Source organism: Streptomyces kronopolitis (genome assembly GCF_050953795.1).
Lineage (GTDB): Bacteria > Actinomycetota > Actinomycetes > Streptomycetales > Streptomycetaceae > Streptomyces > Streptomyces kronopolitis_A.
The window spans coordinates 1,660,506-1,685,020 of the sequence record NZ_CP191850.1; the positions used below are offsets into that span (position 1 = coordinate 1,660,506).

The 24,515-nt window shown below is 73.3% G+C and carries 22 protein-coding genes; 4 read left to right on the forward strand and 18 right to left on the reverse strand.

The genetic code is table 11. From position 1 onward, the window contains the following. Together ACQP17_RS07250 and ACQP17_RS07255 are read right to left on the reverse strand one after the other, a co-directional pair. Nucleotides 1-1,338 (reverse strand): transcriptional regulator, encoded by a 1,338-nt coding sequence (locus tag ACQP17_RS07250; RefSeq protein WP_249637328.1) that lies wholly within the window; start codon nucleotides 1,336-1,338, stop codon nucleotides 1-3. 124 nt (nucleotides 1,339-1,462) lie between these two features. Next, complete coding sequence (locus ACQP17_RS07255; protein ID WP_433855516.1) at nucleotides 1,463-2,056, reverse strand: TetR/AcrR family transcriptional regulator; 594 nt, start codon at nucleotides 2,054-2,056, stop codon at nucleotides 1,463-1,465. A gap of 81 nt (nucleotides 2,057-2,137) precedes the next feature. Between ACQP17_RS07255 and ACQP17_RS07260 the strand changes: the two genes are divergently transcribed. Continuing rightward, nucleotides 2,138-3,076 (forward strand): oxidoreductase, encoded by a 939-nt coding sequence (locus tag ACQP17_RS07260; protein ID WP_433855517.1) that lies wholly within the window; start codon nucleotides 2,138-2,140, stop codon nucleotides 3,074-3,076. Here ACQP17_RS07260 and ACQP17_RS07265 read toward each other — a convergent pair. From ACQP17_RS07265 to infC, 8 genes are all read right to left on the reverse strand, one after another. Beyond that, on the reverse strand, nucleotides 3,051-4,271 hold the full coding sequence (locus tag ACQP17_RS07265) for a PP2C family protein-serine/threonine phosphatase (RefSeq protein WP_433855518.1): 1,221 nt from the start codon (nucleotides 4,269-4,271) through the stop codon (nucleotides 3,051-3,053). The two genes, ACQP17_RS07260 and ACQP17_RS07265, sit on opposite strands and share 26 nt — an antisense overlap. A 362-nt stretch (nucleotides 4,272-4,633) precedes the next feature. Beyond that, a complete protein-coding gene (pheT, locus tag ACQP17_RS07270) occupies nucleotides 4,634-7,159 on the reverse strand; it encodes a phenylalanine--tRNA ligase subunit beta (RefSeq protein WP_433855519.1) in 2,526 nt (841 codons plus the stop codon). Then, the gene (gene pheS, locus ACQP17_RS07275; protein WP_189098399.1) at nucleotides 7,159-8,283 is read right to left on the reverse strand and encodes a phenylalanine--tRNA ligase subunit alpha; all 1,125 of its coding nucleotides are present in this window, start codon (nucleotides 8,281-8,283) and stop codon (nucleotides 7,159-7,161) included. The genes pheT and pheS overlap by 1 nt, the downstream gene beginning before the upstream one ends. 231 nt (nucleotides 8,284-8,514) lie before the next feature. Further along, the gene (locus ACQP17_RS07280; protein ID WP_433855520.1) at nucleotides 8,515-9,675 is read right to left on the reverse strand and encodes an ATP-binding protein; all 1,161 of its coding nucleotides are present in this window, start codon (nucleotides 9,673-9,675) and stop codon (nucleotides 8,515-8,517) included. Nucleotides 9,676-9,757: 82 nt separating this feature from the next. Then, nucleotides 9,758-10,612: a TrmH family RNA methyltransferase gene (locus tag ACQP17_RS07285; RefSeq protein WP_364877919.1), complete on the reverse strand. Its 855-nt coding sequence runs from the start codon at nucleotides 10,610-10,612 to the stop codon at nucleotides 9,758-9,760. Between the two features lie 132 nt (nucleotides 10,613-10,744). Beyond that, nucleotides 10,745-11,128: a 50S ribosomal protein L20 gene (gene rplT / locus ACQP17_RS07290; RefSeq protein ID WP_006607577.1), complete on the reverse strand. Its 384-nt coding sequence runs from the start codon at nucleotides 11,126-11,128 to the stop codon at nucleotides 10,745-10,747. A gap of 104 nt (nucleotides 11,129-11,232) precedes the next feature. After that, nucleotides 11,233-11,427 carry a 50S ribosomal protein L35 gene (gene rpmI, locus ACQP17_RS07295; protein ID WP_127150013.1) on the reverse strand — a complete coding sequence of 65 codons (195 nt, stop codon included), beginning with the start codon at nucleotides 11,425-11,427 and terminating at the stop codon, nucleotides 11,233-11,235. Nucleotides 11,428-11,545: 118 nt separating this feature from the next. After that, entirely contained in the window at nucleotides 11,546-12,256 is a 711-nt protein-coding gene (gene infC / locus ACQP17_RS07300) for a translation initiation factor IF-3 (RefSeq protein ID WP_433855521.1), read from the reverse strand. A 334-nt stretch (nucleotides 12,257-12,590) separates the two neighbouring features. Between infC and ACQP17_RS07305 the strand changes: the two genes are divergently transcribed. Further along, nucleotides 12,591-12,971, forward strand: coding sequence for a DUF1844 domain-containing protein (locus tag ACQP17_RS07305; protein ID WP_433855522.1), 381 nt, complete (start codon nucleotides 12,591-12,593; stop codon nucleotides 12,969-12,971). Between the two features lie 80 nt (nucleotides 12,972-13,051). On the opposite strand, the gene ACQP17_RS07310 is transcribed toward ACQP17_RS07305, so the two are convergent. The 4 genes from ACQP17_RS07310 to ACQP17_RS07325 all read right to left on the reverse strand — a co-directional run bounded on the left by ACQP17_RS07310 (nucleotide 13,052) and on the right by ACQP17_RS07325 (nucleotide 17,100). Further along, nucleotides 13,052-13,822 (reverse strand): MIP family channel protein, encoded by a 771-nt coding sequence (locus tag ACQP17_RS07310; protein WP_364877912.1) that lies wholly within the window; start codon nucleotides 13,820-13,822, stop codon nucleotides 13,052-13,054. 117 nt (nucleotides 13,823-13,939) lie between these two features. Next, nucleotides 13,940-14,671: an SseB family protein gene (locus ACQP17_RS07315; RefSeq protein WP_433855523.1), complete on the reverse strand. Its 732-nt coding sequence runs from the start codon at nucleotides 14,669-14,671 to the stop codon at nucleotides 13,940-13,942. 78 nt (nucleotides 14,672-14,749) lie between these two features. Continuing rightward, on the reverse strand, nucleotides 14,750-15,919 hold the full coding sequence (mycP, locus tag ACQP17_RS07320; protein ID WP_433855524.1) for a type VII secretion-associated serine protease mycosin: 1,170 nt from the start codon (nucleotides 15,917-15,919) through the stop codon (nucleotides 14,750-14,752). After that, nucleotides 15,916-17,100 carry a hypothetical protein gene (locus ACQP17_RS07325; RefSeq protein WP_433855525.1) on the reverse strand — a complete coding sequence of 395 codons (1,185 nt, stop codon included), beginning with the start codon at nucleotides 17,098-17,100 and terminating at the stop codon, nucleotides 15,916-15,918. Before ACQP17_RS07325 ends, mycP begins: the two co-directional genes overlap by 4 nt. A 205-nt stretch (nucleotides 17,101-17,305) precedes the next feature. On the opposite strand from ACQP17_RS07325, the gene ACQP17_RS07330 reads away from it, so the two are divergent. Further along, nucleotides 17,306-18,604: an amino acid deaminase/aldolase gene (locus tag ACQP17_RS07330; RefSeq protein WP_433855526.1), complete on the forward strand. Its 1,299-nt coding sequence runs from the start codon at nucleotides 17,306-17,308 to the stop codon at nucleotides 18,602-18,604. Between the two features lie 33 nt (nucleotides 18,605-18,637). Here the strand turns inward: ACQP17_RS07330 and ACQP17_RS07335 are convergent, their stop codons facing one another. From ACQP17_RS07335 to ACQP17_RS07350, 4 genes are all read right to left on the reverse strand, one after another. Then, nucleotides 18,638-19,906 (reverse strand): haloacid dehalogenase-like hydrolase, encoded by a 1,269-nt coding sequence (locus ACQP17_RS07335; RefSeq protein WP_433855527.1) that lies wholly within the window; start codon nucleotides 19,904-19,906, stop codon nucleotides 18,638-18,640. A 115-nt stretch (nucleotides 19,907-20,021) separates the two neighbouring features. After that, nucleotides 20,022-20,807, reverse strand: coding sequence for a 3-oxoacyl-ACP reductase (locus tag ACQP17_RS07340; RefSeq protein WP_433855528.1), 786 nt, complete (start codon nucleotides 20,805-20,807; stop codon nucleotides 20,022-20,024). Between the two features lie 84 nt (nucleotides 20,808-20,891). Then, the gene (locus ACQP17_RS07345; protein WP_433855529.1) at nucleotides 20,892-22,265 is read right to left on the reverse strand and encodes an aldehyde dehydrogenase family protein; all 1,374 of its coding nucleotides are present in this window, start codon (nucleotides 22,263-22,265) and stop codon (nucleotides 20,892-20,894) included. An 11-nt stretch (nucleotides 22,266-22,276) separates the two neighbouring features. Beyond that, nucleotides 22,277-23,644, reverse strand: coding sequence for a glutamine synthetase family protein (locus ACQP17_RS07350; RefSeq protein ID WP_433855530.1), 1,368 nt, complete (start codon nucleotides 23,642-23,644; stop codon nucleotides 22,277-22,279). 73 nt (nucleotides 23,645-23,717) lie between these two features. On the opposite strand from ACQP17_RS07350, the gene ACQP17_RS07355 reads away from it, so the two are divergent. Then, on the forward strand, nucleotides 23,718-24,449 hold the full coding sequence (locus ACQP17_RS07355) for a FadR/GntR family transcriptional regulator (protein WP_364877894.1): 732 nt from the start codon (nucleotides 23,718-23,720) through the stop codon (nucleotides 24,447-24,449). Nucleotides 24,450-24,515: the final 66 nt, after the last annotated feature.

A 24,515-nucleotide genomic window follows, 5' to 3' on the forward strand; every position in this document is an offset into this window, starting at 1 on the left:
CTACAGCGGAACGCGCAGCACCTCGTCGATGAGATCGGCAGCCTCGTCCGTCGCGGAGCTCCCGGTCCTGGCCAGATGCTCGCGCACCGCCCGCAGCCGGTCCCGCAGCCGGTGCGACTCCATGCCCCGAGCCTGCTCCGTCATCTGCGCGGCATCGGCCACGGCCCGGTCCGCGTCGCCTTGGCGCAGCTCGATATGGGTGAGCATGGCCAGCCGGTGGACCCGGCCGCGGTCGTGTGCGGGGGTGTCGACGGCGGCGTCCGCCTGTTCCCGGGCGGCCCGCAGGTCACCCAGGCTCAGCAGCGCCTCCGCCACCTGTACGTTCACCAGGCCGGGCTGGACATAGCCCGTCTCGGCCGGCTCCTGCCCGGGCCGGATGCGCTCCGCGGCCGCCTCCGCACGCCGGATGCACGACAGCGCGCTGGCGCCGTCGCCGAGCCGGGCGTAGGACTTGGCCTGCATCGCGTAGAGGTCCGCGGCGAGCGCCGGGGTGATCTGCGGGCCCGCGGCCCGCAGCGCCGCCTCCGCGAAGGCGACCGCCTGGCGGTATTCCCGTACGAAGAGGGACTGGTTGACCAGCAGCGCGATCACATACGCGCCGAGGCCGCGGTCCCCGCTGGCCTTGGCCAGCCGCAGCGCCTGATGGAAGTAGCGCTGGGCCAGCCCGAGAGCGTCCGAGTCGTACGCGCAGATGCCGGCGACCGCGACCAGTCCGCCGGTCGCCCGGTGGAGCTGACGCCCCGTCGCATCGCTGTAGCTGCCCCGCAGCAGCGGCGCCGCCTCGGAGTTGAGGAATCCCACGATGCGTGCTCTGGTAGCGATACCACCCGCCTTCCGGTACATCGTCTCGTAGTGCGTCCGGGCGGCGCGCAGCATCTCGATGTCGGCCATGCCGACGCGCGTCAGCCCGTCGCGGGACACATCGGAGTCCTCGGGCGGGTTCTCCCACTCCCATACGGGGATGACCGCCGAGGTACCGGTCAGCGCGGGCGCGTCGAGGATGTGCGGCCGCTGCTGTTCGTCGGAGCGCCACAGCGCGGTGGCCCGCTCGACGAAGCCGGAGAGCGGGGTGTCGGCGCTGCGCCGGGCGCCCGGGCCGCTCAGCCCGATGTCGTCCAGCCCGACCGGCCGGTGCAGTCGTTCACCGAGGATCTCGCAGATCAGATCCGGTACCTGCCCGCGCGGCCGCTGGCCCTTCAGCCACCGGGCCACCGCGGTGTGTTCGTACCGCAGCGCCAGTCCGCGGCGGCGGCCGAGCTGGTTGATCCGTGCGGCCAGTCCCGCGTGCGAGATGCCGGCCTCGTCGAGAACCGCGTCGAGCAGGGTGTTGGGCTCCATACCGGCCTCCCGGTGAGCCGGGCCCGCCCACGGACCATCAGCTCATGGCCTTGTCGACTTCACCACTCCGTCAGTCGAGCGTAGTGAAGCGCCCCTCACACGGGGTGTGAAGGGGGCCGGCGCCTCAACTCGGGGCGCTGCCGCGCACCATGTACGCGATGACGGCGTCGAGGCCGGACTCGACCTCGGCGGGGGAGAGCACACTGCTCACCGCGAAGCTGGCGTAGCCGTGCAGGGTGGTGAACACCGGCATCGCGATGCTGTCGACGGGCCCCTGGCGTACCTCACCGCTGCGCTGCCCCGCCGCGACCATCTCCTCTGCCATCGCGCCCAGTTGGTGCGCGGCCGTGATCAGCGCCTCGGACGCCGCCGGGTCGTGCTTGACGGTGTACATGAGGTCGAGCAGCTCGGCGTTGCCGGTGGCGAAGCCCACGTACGCGCGGACCAGCGCGGCGAGCCGGTCGGCGAACGCCTCGCCCGCCGCCTGCCGGGATCCGGTCAGGGCCGCCTCCAGCCGCTCGAAGCCGGCCAGCGCCAGCGCGTCGAGCAGGGCCTGCTTGTCCTTGAAGTGGCGGCTCGGCGCGGCGTGGCTGACGCCGAGGTCGCGGGCGAGTTCCCGCAGGGACAGTGCGCCGGGCCCCTTCTCGCGGAGCGTCTGCTCGGCGCGGGTGAGCAGCGCGGCGCGCAGGTCTCCGTGGTGGTAACGACGAGTGTGCATGTCCGCCATCCTATCCCCCATGTATTCACTGGCTACATTGTTGACATTGACATCATTGTTGGCGTTGCCTACATTGAATCCATGGCTCACACCCCGCGATGGAACGCAACCCACCTCCCCGACCAGACCGGCCGCACCGCCGTGGTGACCGGCGCCAACAGTGGTCTCGGCCTCGCCACCGTCGACGCCCTCGCCCGGGCCGGCGCCCATGTCGTGCTCGCCGTACGGGACCCCCGGCGCGGCGAGACCGCGGCCGACACCGTGCGGGGCGCCCGCGGCAGCGTCGAGGTCCGCCGGCTCGACCTGGCCGACCTGGCCTCCGTGCGCGCCTTCGCCGCCGGCTGGAAGGGCCCGCTCGATCTGCTGATCAACAACGCCGGCGTCATGAACATCCCGGAGTCGCGCACCAAGGACGGCTTCGAGAGGCAGTTCGGCACCAACCACCTCGGCCACTTCGCCCTGACCAACCTGCTGCTGCCGCACGTCACCGACCGCGTGGTGACCGTGTCGTCCGGCGCCCACCGACTGCCGGGCAACCACATCCACTTCGACAACCTGAACCTCACCGGCGCCTACCGCCCCATCACCGCCTACAGCCAGTCCAAGCTGGCCAATCTGCTGTTCACCCTGGAGCTGCAACGGCGCCTCGCCGCTGCGGGCTCCACCGTGCGTGCCCTGGCCGCCCACCCGGGCTGGGCCGCCACCAACCTCCAGGGCGCCGACGCCAGCGCGCTGCGGCGGCTGGTGATGCGGGTGGGCAACCGCGTGGTCGCCCAGGACAACCGGGCCGGCGCGCTGCCCACGCTCTACGCCGCCACCCAGGACCTGCCCGGCGCCTCCTACCTCGGCCCCGACGGGCTCGGCGAGATGCGCGGCGCGCCGACCATGGTCGGCAGGACGGCCGCGGCCAGCGACGCCGTCACCGCCGGCCGCCTGTGGCAGGCGTCCGAGGAGCTGACCGGCGTCGCCTTCCCGTCGCTGGAGGGCCTGGAGGTCAGCGCGGAAGCCGCCCGTCCGTAGGGGTGGTGGTGCCGGTCGCCCCGGCCGGCACCCGCACCCGGTCGTTGCTCAGCATCACCAGTGCCACGTCGTCGGTCAGGCGCCCGCCCGCATGCCGCAGCAGCGCCGCCCGCACCTCCCCGACGACCCCCGCCGGCGAGAGCCCGCACGGTGTCGCGGCCGCCTCGACGCCGCGGCGCAGCGCCTGCGCCAGCGGGAAGAACTCCCCGGCCGTATCCCGTGCGTCGGCCGCCCCGTCGGTGTGCAGGAACAGCCCCTCGCCGGGCCGCAGCCGCCCGCACCGCACCGCGGTCAGCTCCTCGGGCAGCGGAAACAGCCCCAGCGGCGGCATCGGCTCGGTCCGCGCGAGCGGGGCGACCTCCTGGCAGCCGACGCGATAGGGCCACGGATGCCCGCAGTTCAGCGCCGTGACCGAGCCGTCCCGGGCCACCTCCACCAGCAGCAGCGTCACGAACTCCTCGGCGAGCCACCCGGCCGGCTCCCCGCCGCCCGCCTGCCGCCCGTCCCCCGCCCGCTCCCGCAGATGCCGCTGGTGCGACCGCTCCAACCGCCGCAGCACCCCGTCGAGTTCGGGCTCGTCGTGCGCCCCTTCGCGGAAGCCGCCGAGCATCGCGGCGACCGTGCTGATCGCCTCCAGTCCGTGTCCGCGCACATCCCCGATCACCGCGCGCACGCCGTGCCGGGTCCCCACGACCTCGTAGAGATCACCGCCGACCTCGGCGCCCTCGCTCGCCGAGAGGTGGTGGGCCGCCAGCAGCAGCCCGTCGATCCGGCGCGGCAGCGGCCGCAGCACCACCCGCTGGGCGGCGACGGCGACCTCCCGGGCGCGCGCCAGGTCCCGTAACAGCCGCAGCCGCCGGCCGGCCGTCAGATAGCTGGCACCGATCACCGCGAGGATCGCCCCGCAGGTCGTCACGCGGGTGGCCGGCCCGGCCCCGGACGCCACCGGGCCGAACGGCACCAGCGCGAGCAGTGCGCACACCCCGCCCATCAGGACGCACTTGCGGCGGCCGGTGCCCGCGCAGGCGATGGCCGGCGCGGCGGCGAGGAGCGACAGCGACTGGCCGCCGGTCGGGCGGCACAGCTCCCAGACCACCACGCCGAGCACCCACAGACCGGGCAGGACGAAGACGACGGCACGCCGGGCGCGTGCCGCCCCGGCGCGTACGCCGCTTCGCGCCCAGGTTCGGATCATGCCGATGGTCCCCCTCGCCGGTGGTCCCCCTGGCAGGCGTTGAGCGGGTCGGTGCGACCCGCCGCCGCGGTCACGCGGGCCGCCCGGACCCGACCGATTCTGGCGACGTTCCGTGTTCCTTTGGGGACAATGTGTGCATGTTCACCCGATGGGGTGATGGTGTACGGATCCGATGGTCTCCCCAGGGTTCCGTGCCCCGCAGCCACCGCCCCACGGACGCCTTCCGCACCTCCACCCGGCCCCACAGGCCTCGCGGAATCCCACCCGTCACACAGCACAAAGGCCGGGGGCGCAGACGGTCATACCGTCTGCGCCCCCGGCCTTCAGCACGCCGTTGCGGCGATCGCGGGCAGCGCCCACGCTCAGCCGCGCAGCACCGCCCCGGTCCGCTCCACGGCCGTCGCGACCGCGGCGTCACGGGCCGTGGAGGCCTCCTCCGCGGTCAGCGTCCGGTCGGCGGCGCGGAAGCGCAGCGCGTAGGCCAGCGACTTCTTGCCCTCGCCGAGCTGCTCGCCGGTGAAGACGTCGAACAGCCGCAGCGACTCCAGCAGCTCGCCCGCACCGTCGCGCAGCGCGCTCTCGACCTCCGCCGCGGGGACGGTGTCCTCGACCACCAGCGCGACGTCCTGGGTCGCGACCGGGAAGGCCGAGATCTTCGGGGCGCGCAACGCTCCGGCACCGGCCCGCTCCAGGCGGTCCAGGTCGATCTCCATCGCGCAGGTGCGCTCCGGCAGGGCCAGCGTCTTGATGACCCGCGGGTGCAGCTCACCGGCGTTGCCGACGAGGACCTCCTCGCCCTCGACGAGGGCGAGCAGCGCCGCACAGCGGCCCGGGTGGAACGGCGCGTGCTGGTCCTGACGGATGATCAGCTCGACCCCGGCCTCCCGTGCGACCGTACGGCCCGCCTCGATGGCGTCCGCCCAGATCGCGGGGCGTGCGCCGCCCCACCAGCCGGCCTGCTCGCGGCCCCCGGCGAGGACCACGGCGGCGCGCCGCGGCTGCTGGGGCAGCGAGACGTCCAGCGAGGCGATCTCGTCATCGGTCGGCCGGCGGTCGACGACCAGCCGGGTGGCCGGCTTCTCGTCACCGGTCGCCCGGAAGACCGGGCCGGTCTCGAAGAGCGCCAGGTCGTGCGAGCCGCGGCCGTGGTTGCGGCGCAGCGCGTTCAGCAGGCCCGGGATGAGCGTGGTGCGGAGGTCGGGCTCCTCGTCGGAGAGCGGGTTGACGAGGGTGACCGCCGCGCGCCGCGGGTCGTCCTGCTCGATGCCGAGCTGGTCGAGCACGTGCGAGCCGGTGAACGGGTAGTTCAGCGCCTCGACGTAGCCCGCACCGGCCAGCGCCCGGCCGACCCGGCGGTGCAGCCGCTGACGCTCGGTCAGCCCGCGGCCGGCCGGCGGCTTCGGGAGGGTGGAGGGCAGGTTCTCGTAGCCCTCCAGCCGGATGACCTCTTCGGCCAGGTCGTTGGGGTCGCCGAGGTCCGGCCGCCAGGAGGGCACCGTGACGACCAGCTCGTCCTGGCCGTAGACGTCGCAGCCGACCTGCTGGAGGCGGCGGACGACGGTCTCCCGGCCGTAGGCGACGCCGGCGACCTTGTCCGGGTGGTCGGCGGAGACGGTGATCGTACGCGGCCCGCGGGGCGTGACGATCTCCGTGACGCCTTCCTCCGCGGTGCCGCCCGCGAGCAGCACCAGCAGATCGACGGCGCGCTGGGCCGCGGCGGACGCGGCCTCCGGGTCGACGCCGCGCTCGAAGCGCTTGGCGGCCTCCGAGGACAGCTTGTGCCGGCGGGCCGTACGCGCGATGGAGAGCGCGTCGAAGTGCGCGGCCTCGATCACGACATCGGTGGTGCCGCGCATCCGGCCGGTGCCGGGGTCGGCGACCGCGGCGGCGATCTCGGTGTTCGCACCGCCCATGACACCGGCGAGCCCGATGGGGCCGCGGTTGTCGGTGATGACCAGGTCCGCCGCGTCCAGCACCCGCTTGGTGCCGTCCAGGGTGGTCAGCCGCTCGCCCGGGGTCGCCCGCCGGACGCCGATCGGGCCGGCCACCGTGGTCCGGTCGTAGGCGTGCAGCGGCTGGCCGAGCTCCAGCATCACGTAGTTGGTGACGTCGACCGCCAGCGAGACCGGGCGCATCCCGGCCTTCTGGAGCCGGCGCTGCATCCACAGCGGGGTGCGCGCCTCGGGCTCCAGGCCGGCGACCGTCCGGGCGGTGAAGCGGTCGCAGCCCAGCGGGTCGGAGACCTGGACGGGGTAGCCGCCGGCGTTCGGCGGCGGGACGTCGAGCAGCGCCGGGTCGCGCAGCGGCAGGCCGTAGGCGGTGGCGGTCTCGCGGGCGACACCGCGCATCGACAGGCAGTAGCCGCGGTCCGGGGTGACGGCGATGTCCAGCACCTCGTCGACGAGCTCCAGCAGCTCGATGGCGTCGCTGCCGACCTCGTACTCGGGCGGCAGCACGATGATGCCGTGCGCCCCGTCGTCGCCCATGCCCAGCTCGTCGCCGGAGCAGATCATGCCGTGCGAGGTCTTGCCGTACGTCTTCCGCGCGGCGATCTTGAAGTCGCCGGGCAGCACGGCGCCGGGCAGCACGACCACGACCTTGTCGCCGACGGCGAAGTTCCGCGCGCCGCAGACGATTTCCTGGGGCTCGCCGGTGCCGTTGGCCTGACCGACGTCGACCGTGCAGAAGCGGATCGGCTTCTTGAAGCCCTCCAGCTCCTCGATGGTCAGCACCTGGCCGACGACGAGCGGACCCTCCAGGCCCTCGCCGAGGCGCTCGACGGTCTCGACCTCCAGGCCGACGGCGATGAGCTTGGCCTGTACGTCACGGCCGGTCTCCGTCGCCGGCAGGTCGACGTACTCCCGCAGCCAAGAAAGCGGGACCCGCATCAGATCTCCATCCCGAACGGCCGGGTGAACCGGACGTCGCCTTCGAACATGTCACGCATGTCTTCCACGTTGTGCCGGAACATCAGCATCCGGTCGATGCCGAACCCGAAGGCGAAGCCGCTGTACTTCTCGGGGTCGACGCCGCAGGCGATGAGCACCTTGGGGTTGACCATGCCGCAGCCGCCCAGCTCGATCCAGCCCTCGCTGGAGCAGGTGCGGCAGGGGCGGTCGGGGTTGCCCACGGACTCGCCACGGCAGACGTAGCAGACCATGTCCATCTCGGCGGACGGCTCGGTGAACGGGAAGTAGTTCGGCCGCAGCCGGGTCTTCATGTCCGGACCGAACAGCGCCCGGACCATGTGGTCGAGGGTGCCCTTGAGGTCCGCCATGGTCAGGCCCTCGTCGACGGCGAGCAGCTCGATCTGGTGGAAGACCGGGGAGTGCGTGGCGTCCAGCTCGTCGGTGCGGTAGACCCGCCCCGGGCAGACGACGTACACCGGCGGCTCGCGGTCGACGAGCGTGCGGGCCTGCACCGGCGAGGTGTGGGTGCGCAGCACGACGCCGGACTCGTCACCCTCGGTGCCCGCACCCTGGACGAAAAAGGTGTCCTGCATCTGGCGCGCCGGGTGGTCGGGCACGAAGTTCAGGGCGTCGAAGTTGAACCACTCCGCCTCGACCTCGGGACCCTCGGCGACCTCGTAGCCCATGGCCACGAAGACGTCCGCGACCCGCTCCATGAACGTGGTCAGCGGGTGCCGGGCGCCGGCCGGGACGCGGTCGTAGGGCAGCGTGACGTCCACGGCCTCCTCGACCAGGACGCGCGCGTCGCGCTCCGCCTCCAGCTCCTCCTGGCGGGCCTTGAGCGCCTGGTTCACCCGGCCGCGGGCCTGGCCCACGCGCTTGCCGGCGTCCGCCTTGGCGTGCGGGGGCAGGGCGCCGATCTCGCGGTTGGCGAGGGCGAGCGGCGAGCGGTCGCCGGTGTGCGCGACCTTCACCTCACGCAGCGCCTCCAGGTCGCCCGCGGCGGCGACGGCGGCCAGCGCCTCGTCCAGCCGGGCGGCGATCTCTTCCGGTTTCAGGGCTTCGACCTCGACAGGGTCGTACGACTTATTGGGTGCGGACATCTCTTCCCGTGCTTCCGGTGGACTGGCTTGGCTTGGCTCGCGTCGCCTCGGCTCCTCGATCACAAAGGTCGACTGCCGAGCCCGCGTGTGCCCGCGATGCCTGTGCGCCAAAGGTGCCAAAGGTCAAGTCTAAGGGGGACGGGCCACGCGACGGGCCCAGCCCCTGCGGGGCACCCTCCCACCCGTCGCCCACCACGGCCCTTCGCGGGACGCTACGCGGCCTTTCCCCGTTCACGCCATGAAGGCGGGGGTCGCGACGGGCAGGCTGAACCGGAACTGTGCGCCGCCGGCCGGAGCCCGGCCGACCGTGATCGTGCCGCCGTGGGCCTCGACGATGCCCTTGACGATATAGAGGCCCAGGCCCGTGCCGCCGCGCTTGCTACCCCGCCAGAAACGGGTGAAGACGCGGCTCATCGACTCCTCGGGGATGCCGGGGCCCTCATCGCTCACGGTGACGCTCGTCCCCTCCGCGCTGGTCGCATCCGATACCGGTCCGACCTCGATGGTGACGGTTCCCTCGCCGTGGCGCACCGCATTTTCCAGGAGGTTGCCCAGGACCTGGTCGACCTTGTCCGGGTCCGCCCACAGATCGGGCAGCGGCTCCAGCATCCGGATCAGGAAGCGGTCGGGGCGCTGGCCGGCGGTGGTCTGCGCCTGGACGTGCCGGCGGACCGCGGCGCTCATGTCGACCCGCTGGCGGCGCACCTCCAGCCGCCCGGAATCGATCCGGGAGATGTCCAGCAGCTCGGCGATCAGCCGGGTGACGCGGTTGGCGTCGGCGTCCACCGTCTCCAGCATCAGCCGCTTCTGGTCGTCGGTGAAGCGCTCCCACTTCTGCAGGAGGGTGGCGGTGAACCCCTTGACGGAGGTCAGCGGCGAGCGCAGCTCATGGGCGACGGTGGCGATCAGCTCGGCGTGGCTCAGCTCCGTGCGCCGCCGCGCCTCGGTGCCGCGCAGCGCGACCACCAGCCGCTGGACGGGGCCGGTCGGTACGTTGCGGACATAGCGGGCGGAGACCAGCACCTCGCGGCCGCCGAGCAGCAGATTGCGCTCCGGCTGGCCGCGGCGGATGGCCAGCCCGCCGTAGGGGTCGGTGAGCCGCCACCAGCGGCGGCCCTCGATGTCCTGGAGCGGCAGGGCGTGTTCGAGGCTGCGGCCGAGCGCCGCGCCCGGGGCGATGCCGGTGATCCTGGCCGCCGCGGCGTTGAAGCAGACGACCCGGCCCGCCGCGTCGGCGACCACCAGGCCGTCGGGCAGATCGTCGGGGTCCATCCCGAGACCGGCCCCCAGGGCGTCCGCGCCGCCGGCCGTGGCGGGCGACGGCGCGCGCTCCGGTCCGCCGGACGGTCTGCCGTCAGCGGTGGCTGTGGTGCCGGAAGTCCTCACACTCATCCCCGTTACCCCCTTCGGGCCCCCGGGCACGCAAGCCTACTAGCTCACACCCCACCTGCCACGAGGATCCGGGGTACGCCCCTCAGCCGGGTGACACCGCCCGGCAGCCGCCGGTGCCGCGCTGCGCGCGGGCGGAGGCGTAGAGGCAGACCGCCGCGGCCGTCGCGAGGTTGAGGCTCTCGGCCCTGCCGTGGATCGGGACCCGCACGACGGCGTCGGCCAGCGCCCGGGTCTCCTCCGGCAGCCCCCAGGCCTCGTTGCCGAAGACCCAGGCGGAGGGCCCGCCCATGGAGCCGGTGTCGAGTTCGGCGTCCAGGTCGCGGTCGCCCGCCCCGTCGGCGGCGAGGATCCGCACCCCGGCACCGCGCAGTCCGTCCATCACCCGCTCGACGGGGACGCCCACCGCGACCGGCAGATGGAAGAGCGAACCGACCGACGCCCGCACCGATTTGGGGTTGTACAGGTCCACCGAGGCGTCGGTGAGCACCACCGCGTCCGCGCCGGCGGCGTCCGCACAGCGCAGCACGGTGCCGGCGTTGCCGGGGTCGCGGACATTGGCGAGCACCGCGACCAGCTGCGGGCGGGCGGCGAGGATCTCCTCGAACGGCGAGTCGAGGAAGTGGCAGACGCCGAGCAGGCCCTGCGGGGTGACGGTCTGCGAGATGTCGGCGACGGTCCGGTCGTCGGCGAAGTGCACCCGCACCCCGGCGGCGCGCGCCGCCTCGACGATCTCGGTGTGCCGCTCGGCGGCCTCGACGGTCGCGAACAGCTCGATCAGGGTGGGCACCCCGTCCCTGCGGTGCGCGATGGCCTCCCGTACGGCCTGCGGCCCCTCGGCGATGAACCGGCATTCCTTGCCGCGGAAGGCGCGGCGGGCCAGCCGCCGGGCGGCGGTGACACGCGGGGAACGCGGGGAGATCAGCTCGGGGGTGCCCATGGGCGGCGGCTCGCTTCTGTGGTTCGGTGCGGGTGGGGACCGTGGCGCGGGGGGGGCGCGCGCCGGCTCCGGAAAAGCGGCGGACCCGCAGGCCGGGGCCTGCGGGTCCGCTCAACGTCGTCAGGCTGAAGTTCAGGCAGCCTTCGGGGCGTTGACGTCGCTCGGAAGCGCCTTCTGGGCGACCTCGACGAGCGCGGCGAACGCGTTGGCGTCCGTCACCGCGAGGTCGGCCAGGATCTTGCGGTCCACTTCGATGTTGGCGGCCTTCAGACCCTGGATGAAGCGGTTGTAGGTCATGCCGTTGGCGCGGGCAGCGGCGTTGATGCGCTGGATCCACAGCTGACGGAAGTCGCCCTTGCGCTTCTTGCGGTCGTTGTAGTTGTAGACGAGGGAGTGGGTGACCTGCTCCTTCGCCTTGCGGTACAGGCGCGAGCGCTGACCGCGGTAGCCGCTGGCCTGCTCGAGGATCGCCCGGCGCTTCTTGTGGGCGTTGACTGCCCGCTTGACGCGTGCCACTTGTTAACTCCTTGTAGCGGGGCCGTGGTTGTCGTCACACGGCCCGGTTCGATTGAGTCCCGGTCCGAGTCGCGCGCCCCCTCGTGTCAGTGGGGCGCGGCGACTCACTTGCCGAGAAGCTTCTTGATCTTCGCGGCGTCGCCCGGGGCCATCTCGGCGTTGCCGGAAAGGCGACGCGTCACGCGGGACGACTTGTGCTCGAGCAGGTGGCGCTTGCCGGCGCGCTCACGCAGCACCTTGCCGGAGCCGGTGATCTTGAAGCGCTTGCTGGCACCGCTGTGCGTCTTGTTCTTCGGCATGCGCCGTTCTCTCCTCGTCAGTGGCGCCCCCGCAGGCACTGACAAGCGGGAGCGTCAGATGTATCGATTGATGTCCGGGGCGGGGCCTCGGCGGCTGCCGGGACTCATGCCTCGGGGATCACGCCTGGGCGTGCTCCTCGGCGGGCTCCTCGGCGGGCTCCTCCACGGACTGGTCCGCGGCGGCTCCACCCTGGCGCTCCGCCTTGCGGGCGGCCTGCGCCTCTCGGGCCTCGGCCATCGCCTCGGTCTTCTTCTTGTGCGGACCGAGAACCATGATCATGTTTCGGCCGTCCTGCTTCGGATTCGACTCGATGAAGCCGAGGTCCTCCACGTCGGACGCGAGCCGCTGCAGCAGCCGGAAGCCCAGCTCGGGGCGGGACTGCTCGCGACCACGGAACATGATCGTGATCTTGACCTTGTCACCCTGCTTGAGGAACCGGACGACGTGACCCTTTTTGGTGTCGTAGTCGTGCGGGTCGATCTTCGGCCGGAGCTTCATCTCCTTGATGACCGTGTGCGCCTGGTTCTTGCGCGCCTCACGGGCCTTCATGGCCGACTCGTACTTGAACTTCCCGTAGTCCATGAGCTTGCAGACGGGCGGGCGAGCGTTCGCCGCCACCTCGACCAGGTCGAGGTCGTACTCCTGAGCAAGCTCAAGGGCCTTGGCAAGCGGAACAATCCCGACCTGCTCGCCGCTGGGACCGACAAGTCGCACTTCGGGAACGCGAATCCGGTCGTTGATGCGGGGCTCGGCGCTGATGGATCCTCCTCGGTAGCACCACGCGACGGCCTGGCGGACTGCCGCGTAACGTCTTTTCGGTGTGACCAACCGCGCGGTACATGAAAAATGCCCCGGACGGGACACAGGCGGGGCTCCACATAGATCTGGAGCACCGCCGCGAAGTCTCCGCGGGGCGCAGCCGGACCGTTGACCCGCCAGCCGAAAGAGCCGGTCGGGTGGGAGATCGGAGCCTCCACTTGTGGGCCGGTCACATACGTGTCCGGCCGGTCGGAACACCAGAATACACGAGTCAAGAGGTGGCACCCACTCCTGTGCGGTGACCACGGGGCTCTCGCACGCGCGAGGGCGGTCCCGCACGCGGGGCCCGGGCGCGTCGGCCATAGGCTGGAGGCGTCCCCTCAGCAGGAAGAAGACCCGAGACATGAGTGACCAGACCCCGCAGCGGCCCGACGACCCGAACCCGGCGAGCCCCGACTTCGACGCCATGACCCGAGACATCGCGGAGGTGCCGGCGGTCGAGGTGATCACCACGGTCGCGGTGCACCTGATGAGTTCGGCGGCGGTCAATCTCGGGCTGGCCGAGGAGGGCGCGGCGCACAAGGACCTGGACGAGGCGCGCAAGCTCATCCAGGCGCTGGCCGGGCTGGTCACCGCCAGCGCCACCGAGATCGGCTCGTACCACGCGGCGCCCCTGCGGGACGGGCTGAAGTCGCTGCAGCTGGCGTTCCGCGAGGCCTCGGTCGTGCCGGACGAGCCTGGCCAGGGCCCCGGGGAGAAGTACACCGGCCCCGTGTACGGCTAGGACACGGCGAGAGCGCACACGAAGGGCCCCGGCCGGGACACGGCCGGGGCCCTTCGTACGCGGAGAGCGGGCGGCGGCCCTCAGACGGGCTCGCCGGGCTCCGTCGGGGCGCCGTGCGGCATCGCCTCGTCGGCGATGAGGAAGGGCTCGTGTGCCGGGTGGGTGACCTGGTGGACCGCCGCCGCGATGGCGCCGCCGATCAGTGGCGCGACGATGAACAGCCACAGCTGGGTGATGGCCGCGCCGCCCGCGAAGAGCGCCGGGCCGATGGAGCGCGCCGGATTCACGGACGTGCCGTCGAGCGGGATGCCGATGAGGTGGACGGTGGCCAGCGTCAGGCCGATCGCCAGGCCGCCGAAGCCGATCACCGCCACCTTGTGGGTGACCGCCAGCCACACGTAGACGAGCAGGAAGGTCATCACCATCTCGGCGACGAACGCGCCGCCGAGGTTGAGGTGCACCGCCGAGCGGTCACCCCAGCCGTTGGTGCCGAAGGACGCGTGGGTCTGCAGGCCCGGGACCTGCTTGGCGACCAGGAAGAGCAGGGCCGCGCCGACGATGCCGCCGACGACCTGGGCGATCCAGTACTCGGCGGCCGTGCGCAGCGTGATCCGGCGGGCCAGCAGCATGCCCAGGGTCACCGCCGGGTTGAGGTGGCTGCCCGAGATCGGGCCGAGCGCATAGGCCAGCGCCAGCATGGTGAAGCCGAAGGCCAGGGCGATGCCGAAGGTGCCGATGTACTCACCCGCCAGCACCGCCGAGCCGACGGCGAAGAACACCAGGAGCAGGGTGCCGAGGAACTCGGATACGACCGGGCGGGTCAAGACCGTCGAGATCTCCGTTTTCTCCATGGGGGCTCTCCTCGCGTGGATCTTGAGCTCTCCTCCGCATTGTGCGGCCCTGGAGACGAACCCGCCCGTCGGCGGACCGGGGTCCGGCGACGGGCGACGGGCCCCGGCGGTGGGGTGTCAGCGCCGGAAGAGCGGCTGCTCGTCGCCGGGGGCGCCGGGCGGCAGCAGGGCCAGATCCAGTCCGCGCACGAGCCGGGCGCGCAGCACCTCGTCGGCGGCGACCGCCCGGGCCAGCCGCTGGGCGGACCCGGCCGGGTCCGCGTCGGGGGCGAGGCCGAGGGCGAGGGTGGCGTCGGTCTCCGCGGACGGCACGAGACGGGCCAGCAGCACCGCCGGCTCGGCGTCGAGCAGGGCGCGCAGGGCGTCGGTGACGGCCGGGTCGGCGAGCGGGTCGGCGCTGGTACGGCCCTCGGCGAGCGCGCGCAGGGCGGGGCCGGTGAGCTGGTAGGTGACCGGTCCTGCCAGGTCGATGACGACGGTGTCGGCCTGCTCGTGGGAGGCGGCCAGCAGTGCCTGCGGGAGCGGGACGGCGACGGGGCGGGCGTCGGGGCGCCAGCGCCGGAGGGTGTCCATGGAGGTGAAGGCGGGCAGGGCCCGGCGGCCGTCGGGGGCCTGGAGGGTGGGGACGGCCATGTCGCTGGTCTTCTCGCGGCGCAGGCCGTCGGGGCCGGTCTCCGTCTCGCCGAGCACGGCCACCACCGGGACCAGGACGCGCGCCCCGGCGAGCGCCGCCAAGAGTTCCGGCTCGGCACCGCGGTCGCGTGCGTAGGCCGCCAGGGCCGCGGTCAGTGCCGGGTCGGCGCTGCCGTCGTCGTCGCCGAATCCGGGGTCGGGGATGTTCTTCTGCACCCCGTGAGCGTATCGGCCGGGGGTGCGGGGTCCGCGGGGCGGGCCGGTGGGTCCGGGGCGGCGCGGGGCGGGTGCCGGTCAGGTCCGGGTGCGGCGGCCGCGCCAGAGGACGACGGCGGTCGCGACGAGGGCCAGCCCGGCGGCGCCGGCGGCCCAGGGGAGCCGGTTGACCGGGGTGTCCGCGGCCGCGGCGGCGGTGGGGCCGGGGCCGAAGTAGCGGTTGCCGTAGGCGGCGGGCGAGGGCTTTTGCGGGGTGGGCTTCATGCCGTCCGCGGCCTCGATCGCGGCGGCGGGGTCGATCAGGCCGGCGCCGTAGTCGTCGTCCCGGCCGCCCTCGGGGCTGTCCTGGGCGGTGGAGGTGAGCAGCCGGCGGATCTGGGCCGGGCTCAGGTCGGGGTGGGCGGAGCGGATCAGGGCGATGGCGCCGGAGACGAAGGCGGCCGCGGGGCTGGTGCCCCAGCCCGAGAGGTAGCCGCTCCCGGCGTCGGCCATGACGATGTCGAAGCCGGGGGCGCTGACCGTGGCGTACCAGTGGCGGGTGGAGAAGCGGGCGCGTGCGCCCACATGGGTGACGGCGGTGGCCGCGATGACGCCCGGGTAAGCGGCCGGGTAGGAGACGTGGTTGCCCTTCTGGCCGCCGTTGCCCGCCGAGGCGACGACGGGGATGCCCTTGCCGAGGGCGTACTGGATCGCGGCGTCCTCGCGGGGCTCGGGGTGCGCGGACTCGCTGTCGTCGCCCAGGGACATGTTGATCACGTCGGCGCCGTGGTCGGCGGCCCAGCGGATGCCGTCGGCGAGCGCCCCCGCCTTCTGGGCGCGGGCCCGTTCGCGCTGTGGGTCGTCGTCCTCCAGGATCACCCGGACCGGCAGGATCCTGGCCTCCGGGGCGAGCCCGAGCACGCCGTCCTGGCGGCCGGGCCCGTGGCCGTGCCCCGCGATGATGCTGGCCATGCCGGTGCCGTGCTGGGCCCAGGCGGAGTCCCCTGGCCCGGCGCCGAAGCCGACCAGGTCCTGTTCGGGCAGCACCTGGCCGTCGAGGTCGGGGTGGTTGGCGTCCACGCCGGTGTCCAGGACGGCGACGGTGACGCCCTTGCCCTTGGTGGTGCGCCAGGCCTGCTGGGCGTGGACGGCCTGCAGGGCCCACTCCTGGGCGCGCAGGGCGTCGGCCCGGGCGGGAACGGCGGGCAGTACCGCGAGCGCCGCGCAGGCCAGGGCGACGGCGGCGGCGCGCGGCGCGGTCCGGGTCACGAGGAGGCCTCCGTGGTCCGCGGGGAGCTGCCGGCCGCCTTGCGGAAGTCCGCCCCGATGCGGTCCGCCAGGCCCTTGGCGTCGTGTCCCAGGCCCGATTCGGCCGGGGTGGTGGTGGCGCCGGGGCGGGTGGCGGCCTCGGCGGGCTGCGGCTCGGTGAACGTGCGGCCGTCGGCGAAGCCCGAGACGGCGTAGACCACGACCGGGATGTCGGTGAGCACCCGGACGGTCCAGCTGACCCGCTGGGCGCGGCCGAAGTCCTGGGCCGGGGTGTTGCGGGCGGCGTACGGCAGCGGCATCAGATCGGTGCGGGTGCCCAGATTCCCGGTGCTGAAGCGGGTGTTGAGGGCCGCCATCCCGGGCTGGTCGGCCTTGGTGACCTGCGCCCCGACGGTGATGACGCTGCTGCGGGTGGCGTCGACGTAGGTGGCGCGCAGCAGGCGGACGCAGCCCGCGCGGGCGAGCGCCACGGCGAGCCGGGGGTCGTAGGCGCCGGCGCAGCCGCCGTCGGGGGCCACCGCGATCCGGCTCCAGGTCCGGTCGGCGCCGCCGGGGCCGGCGCCGAAGCCGTTGACGGTGCGCGGGAAGAGGGTGTCCACGGGGGTGCGGTGCCAGACGTCGCGGCCCTTGGCGAAGGTGGCCGCGGCGTCGGGGGTGGCGCCGGCGGCCTCGTCGCTGAGCCAACTGCCCGCCGCCGCGCCGCCGATGAGGCCGACGCCGAGGACGAGGCAGGCCGCGGCGGCCAGTGCCCGGGCGCCGGGGCGGGACGGCGCGGGACGGCGCGCGGGCCCTCCGGGGGCGGCTGCCTGCGGGGGCGGGGCGGACCACGGGGGCCGGGGCGGGCGCGCGGGGGCGCCGGGGGCCGTTCGCGCGGTGGCCGGGGCGGGTTCGCCGGGGGCCGGCGGGGCGCCGCGGCCGCTCCACAGGTCCTGGCTGTGGGCCAGATGGAAGGCGGCGGTGTCGCGGAAGGCGTCGGGGCGGGCGGCGGACCGCGGCGGGGCGGCGGGGGCCGGCACGCCGGGCGCACGGTCCGGTCGGGGCGGCAGCGGGGCACCGGCGGCGGGTGGTGGGGCGGTGGGGCGCGGGGGAACGGAAGGGGCGCCGGTGGCGGGTCGCCGGGGTGGCTGCGGGGGCGGCGGCGGGATGCGTCGCGCGTCGGCGAATTCGGCGTCGGTGCTCACCCGCGCTCCCCCTTGCACCGCTGGCTGCCACACCCCGATCCGGAATCGGGGCACGGTGGTTCGTATCCGGACAACACGCCGCTGACCTGGCGGTTGCGGTGTCGAGTCACTCTAAGGGCTGGCGGTGTCCGTGCTCCAACCCCTGTCCGGTCTGTGGCCAACTCTCCCCCTACCCAGCGGTAGGCGGTCATGGCAGGCTGCGGCCATGTCACCGCAGAGCGCCGACGCACCGGGCGACGCAGACCTCCCCCCGGCCCCCGGCCCCTCCCCCGCCCCCGGCTCCCCCCGCGCGCAGGCTCCCGCCCGCGCGCCGCGGACCCCCTTCGACCGGGCGACCGCGCACCTCGACGCCCCGCTGGCCGTCGTCGACCTGCGGGCCTTCGACGCCAACGCCGCGGACCTGGTGCGCCGTTCGAAGGGCAAGCCGATCCGGGTGGCGAGCAAGTCGGTGCGCTGCCGGGCGCTGCTGGAGCGGGTGCTGGCGCGCGAGGGCTTCGCGGGGATCATGAGCTTCACGCTGGCCGAGTCGTTGTGGCTGGCCCGCTCGGGCTTCCGCGACGTCCTGCTGGCCTATCCGACGGCGGACCGGGCGGGCCTGGCCGAGCTGACCGCCGATCCCGAACTGGCGGCCGCGGTCACGGTGATGGCCGACGACCCCGCGCAGCTGGACCTGATCGACGCGGCCCGTCCGGACGGCGGGCGCGGCGGCGCGCGGGTGCGGGTGTGCCTGGAGCTGGACACCTCCTTCCGGCTGCTGGGCGGTGCGGTCCGGGTCGGCGCGCGGCGCTCCCCGCTGCGCACGCCGGACCAACTGGCCGCGCTGGCCCGCGCGGTGGTGCGCCGCCCCGGCTTCGAGCTGGTGGGGCTGATGGCGTACGAGGGGCATCTGGCGGGGGTGGGCGACGACGTCGCCGGCAAGCCGGTGTTCTCGCGGACGGTGCGGGTGATGCAGGCGGCGGCGCGCAAGGAGCTGGCGCGGCGGCGCTGGGAGGCGGTGCGGGCGGTGCGGGCGGTGGCGCCGCGGCTGGAGTTCGTCAACGGCGGCGGGACCGGCAGTGTGCAGCACACCGCGGCGGAGGCGGCGGTCACCGAGATCGCGGCCGGTTCGGGGCTGTACGTCCCGCGGCTGTTCGACAACTTCCGTTCGTTCAGCGGGCGTCCGGCGGCGCTGTTCGCCCAGCCGGTGGTGCGCCGCCCGGGCCCCGGGGTGGTGACGGTGCTGGGCGGCGGCTATCCGGCGTCGGGGGTGGCGGGCGCGGACCGGCTGCCGGTGCCGTATCTGCCGGCCGGGCTGCGCTACGACCCGCAGGAGGGCCCCGGGGAGGTGCAGACCCCGCTGCTGGGGGCGGCCGCCGACGGGCTGGAGATCGGCGACAAGGTGTGGTTCCGGCACGCGAAGGCCGGTGAGCTGTGCGAGCGGTTCACCGCGCTGCACCTGATCGACGGGGACCGGGTGGTGGACACGGTGCCGACGTACCGCGGGGAGGGCCGCACCTTCCTCTGAGCGGCGCGACCCTCCCCGGTGAGCGGTGTGTGCTCAGTACACCGTGTCCTTCTGGTCCGGGATCACCGAGCCGTCGGGGCGGTGGGCCGGGGCGAGGGTGCCGTCCGGCCGGGTGTACCCCTCGCTCGCGCACGGGTAGGGGTCGGCCTGCTTCTTCTTCGGCGCGATGAACATCGGGTTGACCAGCCAGCGGTGGTCGCCGTTGTCGTAGGCCCGGCACATCAGCTCGGCCTTGTTGCGGTTGATCGCCAGGTGCCCGGAGGTGGCGTCGCCGACGAACGTCACGTCGGTCTCGGCATCGCCCGCCGCGAAGGCGGGGCGGTGCGCCGGGTCCTGCTGCTGCCAGGCCTTGGCGCCCTTGACGTGGTAGATCTCCTGGTTGATCCAGCAGCGCTTGCCGTCCATGTACGTCAGGACCTCGCCGTGGGTGTCCTTGACGTCGCCGCAGCCCTGGACGCCGGTGGTGAGCCGGCCGTCGCGGACGAGGTTGCGGATGCCGATGGTGTGCGCGCGGTCGATGCCCACGCCGGGCGCCCAGGCGCGGACCAGCGGCTCGGCCGAGGCGGAGACGATGTAGACGTCGAAGTCGGCCTTCTTGAGGGTGCGGATGAGGTCGCGCTGCTGCGCGTAGTAGCGGACGTACCCCTCCATCGTGTGCGTGCCGACCTTCTGCTCGGTACCGACCGGCGCGGCGAGGTTCTGGGCGCGGGCCGCGCGGGCGTACTCGGTCAGCTTCGCGGGGCTGTGGCCGGCGAACAGCTGGGTGATCCAGACGTACGAGGGCACCGTGCGGCGGTGGTTCCACTCGCCGGCGAACGCGGTCTTGCCCGTGGAGGTCTTCTCGTCCTGGTAGATGTCGAGGATCTCGTCGGTGCAGCCGGTGTCGGTCGAGGTCGGCAGCGGGTGGCCGGCCGGCACGGAGGTGCCGCAGGCCTTGGTGAGCGCGCGGGCGGCGTCCTCGGTCAGCCACTTGTTGGTGGCCTTCCAGCTGGCGGGGCGCAGCATCTTGTCGTGCCGCAGCATCCAGGCCAGCGTGGCGTCGGAGATGTCGTTCTTGACGACGGTGTTGTCCCAGTCGAAGGTCGCGACCGGCTTGGCGCCGCCGGCTCCGGAACAGCTGCCGCGCTCGTTGATCATCTTCTGGAGCTTGGCCTGGTTGTCCCCGTACCAGCCCTTGGAGACGTGCAGGGTGGGGCACTTGCGGGGTGCCGGGCCGGCCATGGCCGTCTGGGCGGCCGCGACGCCGCCTCCCACCACCACGAGGGCGGTAACGCCTGCGAGCCAGCGACGCTTATTGAGCATGGAACGCACTCTCTCCTGTCGAACGAAGATCCGAAGGGGGACGCTAGCGCATGGTGGCCGGGCATCGTGAGACGTCCGGCCACCAAGACACTGACGCGAGGTGAACAGCGGGTGGTCACACCGGGGTGACGTACGCGCCCGCGATCCCTCCGTCGACCAGGAATTCGGCGGCGTTGACGAACGAGGAGTCGTCGCTGGCGAGGAAGGCGACCGCGGAGGCGATCTCCTCGGGCTCGGCGAACCGGCCCACCGGGACGTGCACCAGACGGCGCGCGGCGCGCTCGGGGTCCTTGGCGAACAGCTCCTTGAGCAGCGGGGTGTTCACCGGTCCCGGGCACAGGGCGTTGACCCGGATGCCCTCGCGGGCGAACTGCACGCCCAGTTCACGGGACATGGACAGCACGCCGCCCTTGGAGGCCGTGTAGCTGATCTGGGAGGTGGCGGCGCCCATGACGGCCACGAAGGAGGCGGTGTTGATGATGGACCCCTTGCCCTGGCGCTGCATGTAGGGCAGGGCGTGCTTGCAGCAGAGGTAGACCGAGGTGAGGTTGACCTCCTGCACGCGCTTCCAGGCGTCCAGGCCGGTGGTGAGGATCGAGTCGTCGTCGGGCGGGGAGATCCCGGCGTTGTTGAAGGCGATGTCCACCGAGCCGTAGGTGTCGAAGGCGGTCCTGTAGAGCGCCTCGACCTGGTCGGAGTCGGTCACATCGACCTGGACGAAGGTGCCGCCGACCTCCTCGGCGGCGGCCTTGCCGGCCACCTCGTCGATGTCGGCGCAGACGATGTGGGCGCCTTCGGAGGCCAGCCGGCGGGCGGTGGCCAGGCCGATGCCGCTGCCGGCTCCGGTGATCACGGCGGTACGCCCGACGAGGCGGCGGCACACTGCGGTCTGGTCGGTCACTTCGGGGGCCTTTCTCTGGGGGTGGCGGGGAACGCTGCCGGGCTCGCGCCCGGACGGCTGGGGTCCGGGGCGGGCCCCGGGGTGTCAGCCCTCGGTGCTGAGGAAGATGTTCTTGGTCTCGGTGAAGGCGGCCAGCGCGTCCGGGCCGAGTTCCCGGCCGAGACCGGACTGCTTGAACCCGCCGAAGGGGGTCCAGTAGCGGACGGCGCTGTGGGAGTTGACGGAGAGGTTGCCGGCCGCGACGCCGCGCGAGACCCGCAGGGCGCGGCCGACGTCACGGGTCCACAGCGAGCCGGCCAGGCCGTAGTCACCGGCGTTGGCGAGCCGGACCGCGTCGGCCTCGTCGTCGAAGGGCAGGACCACGGCGACCGGGCCGAAGATCTCCTCGACGGCCGTACGGTCCTCGGGGCGCCCCTCCAGGACGGTGGCCGGGTACCAGAAGCCCTTGCCCGCGGGCGCCTCGCCGCGGATGGCGGCCGGGGCGTCCTCGGCGACGTAGGACCGCACCCGCTCGCGCTGGGCGGCGGAGATCAGCGGGCCCATCTGCGTGTCCGGGTCCGCCGGGTCGCCGACGGTGAACGCCTTGACGGCGGGCTCCAGCAGCTCCATGAAGCGGTCGTAGACGGAGCGCTGGACGAGGATGCGGCTGCGGGCGCAGCAGTCCTGGCCGGTGTTGTCGAGGAAGGAGCCGGGGGCGGCGGCCGCGGCGGCCTCCAGGTCGGCGTCGGCGAAGACGATGTTGGGGCTCTTGCCGCCGAGTTCCAGGGTGAGCCGCTTGGTCTGCGCCGCGCAGCGGGCGGCGATCTGCCGGCCGGTGGCGGTGGAGCCGGTGAAGACGACCTTGGCGACGCCCGGGTGCTCGACCAGCGCGGTGCCGGTGACCGGTCCCTCGCCGGGCAGGACCTGGAAGAGGCCCTCGGGCAGGCCGGCCTCCAGAGCGAGTTTCGCGAGCTCGATCGCGGTGAGCGGGGTGGTCTCGGCGGGCTTGAGGAGGACCGCGTTGCCGGCCGCGAGCGCGGGGGCGGCGCCCCAGGCGGCGATCGGCATCGGGAAGTTCCAGGGCGCGATGACGGCGACCACGCCGAGCGGCTCCTGGACGGTGATGTTCAGGCCGCCGGCGACCGGGATCTGGGTGCCGTTGAGGCGCTCCACTCCCCCGGCCGCGTAGTGCAGCAGGTCGCGGACGTTGCCCGCCTCCCACCGGGCGTTGCCCAGGGGGTGGCCGGCCTCCTTCAGTTCGAGCGCGGCGAGCGGCTCGATGTGGGCGTCGACGACCTCGGCGAAGCGGCGCAGCAGCCGGGCCCGGTCGCCGGGTGCCACCGCGGCCCAGGCCTGCTGGGCGGCGGCGGCCCGCCGGACCGCGGCGTCGACCTCGTCGGGGGAGGTGGTGGGCACGGTGGCCACCAGCTCCTCGGTCGCGGGGTTGAGAATCGTCAGCTCGTGCAGACCATCGGACACGTGCGGGTTCCTTACATGCGCTCGAAGGAGCGGAAGCGCTCCCAGTCCGTGACGGCCGCGTCGTAGGTGTTCTGCTCGACGCGGGCCATGTGGCGGTAGTGGTCGACGACCTCGTCGCCGAAGGCCTCCCGGGCGATCGGGCTGTGCTCCCACAGCTCGGCGGCCTCGCGGAGGGTGGTGGGGACGTGGGCGGCGTCGCCGTTGTAGGCATTGCCGGTGGTCGCCTCGGGGAGTTCCAGCTCGTGCTCGATGCCGTACAGGCCCGCCGCGACCATGCCGGCGACCGCGAGGTAGGGGTTCACGTCGCCGCCGGGCAGCCGGTTCTCCAGCCGGTGGGCGCGGCCGTGGCCGACCACGCGCAGGGCGCAGGTGCGGTTGTCGGGGCCCCAGGCGACGGCGGTGGGCGCGAAGGAGCCGGGGCGGAAGCGCTTGTAGGAGTTGATGTTGGGCGCGTAGAAGAGCGTGAAGTCACGCATCGCGGCGACCTGGCCCGCCAGGAAGTGCTGCATGGTCTTCGACATGCCGTACGGGCCGTCGTCGTCGGCCAGCACCGGCCGGCCGTCCTCGTCCTGCAGCGAGAGGTGGATATGGCAGGAGTTGCCCTCGCGCTCGTCGTACTTCGCCATGAAGGTGAGCGACATGCCCTCCTGGGCGGCGATCTCCTTGGCGCCGGTCTTGTAGATGCTGTGCTGGTCGCAGGTGGTGAGCGCCTCGTCGTAGACGAACACGATCTCGTGCTGGCCGAGGTTGCACTCGCCCTTGGCGGACTCGACCGTCATCCCGGCCGCGCCCATCTCGTTGCGGATCCGGCGCAGGACGGGCTCGACGCGGCCGGTGCCGAGGACGGAGTAGTCGCCGTTCCACTGGTTGGCGGGGTTCATCTCGCGGTAGCCGCGGGACCAGGCGTCCTCGTAGGAGTCCTTGAAGAGCATGAACTCCAGCTCCGTGCCGGCGTAGGCGCTCCAGCCCCGCTCGGCGAGCCGGTCGAGCTGGCGGCGCAGGATCTGCCGGGGCGAGGCGACCACCGGGGAGCGGTCGTGCCAGGCGAGGTCGGCGGTGATCAGGGCGGTGCCGGCGTTCCAGGGGGTGCGGCGCAGGGTGGCGGGGTCGCCGTGCATGGCGAAGTCGCCGTAGCCGCGCTCCCACGAGGACATTTCGTAGCCCTCGACCGTGTTGAGGTCGACGTCGACGGCCAGGAGGTAGTTGCAGCCCTCCGTGCCGTGGTCGAGGACCGTGTCGAGGAAATATCGGGCCGCGAACCGCTTGCCCTGGAGCCTGCCTTGCATATCGGTGAAGGCGAGGACGACAGTGTCGATCTCCCCGGCGTCGACGAGGACCCTGAGTTCCTCGACGGAGAGTGGGGGCGTGCGTTCTGCCACGGTGTTGCCTCCTGTCACTGCATCCGGAGGTCATAAGGTAGGCACACGAACCATTGATTGGGAAGGGGTGGCGATGGACGGTGCGGACGACCGGCTGGCACCCGTGCTGCGGCCGGTGCGGGCGGGCAATGGTTTCGAGGAGGCCCTGGAGCAGATACTCCAGATCGTCCGGCTCGGTCTGGTGCCCCAGGGCGAACGGCTGCCCGCCGAGCGGGAACTGGCGGAGCGGCTGCAGATCAGCCGGGTCACCCTGCGCGAGGTGCTCAAGGTCCTGCAGGACGAGGGCCTGGTGGAGAGCCGGCGCGGGCGCTACGGCGGCACCTTCGTCCGGGTGCGGACCGAGAATCCCGGCGAGGCCGAGCTGCGGCGCCGGATCGCGAAGGCCGACGTCGAGGACACCCTGCGCTTCCGGGAGGTGCTGGAGGTCGGCGCGGCCGGGCTGTGCGCCGCCCACGGACTGTCCGACGTGCAGCGCGACCGGCTGCGGGCGGCGCTCGCGGCGACCCAGGAGGCCCCGCTGTCCGACTACCGCCGGCGCGACACCCTGCTGCACCTGACGCTCGCCGAGCTGTCCGGCTCCTCGTCGCTGGCGGCGCAGTACGCGGCGGTGCGGGCGCGGGTGAACGACCTGCTGGACTGCATCCCGCTGCTGGTGCGCAATCTGGAACACTCCCAGGCCCAGCACGGCGCGCTGGTCGACGCGGTCCTGGAGGGCGACGCGGACGGCGCCCGTGAGGTGATGCGCGAGCACTGCTGCGGGACCGCGGCGCTGCTGCGCGGCTTCCTGACGGCCCCGGCACCCTGAGCGCCCGCCCCGCCGTGAGGGCGCGTTCACCATTCTTTTACGCACAGGTCTTGCGCTCCCGCGGCC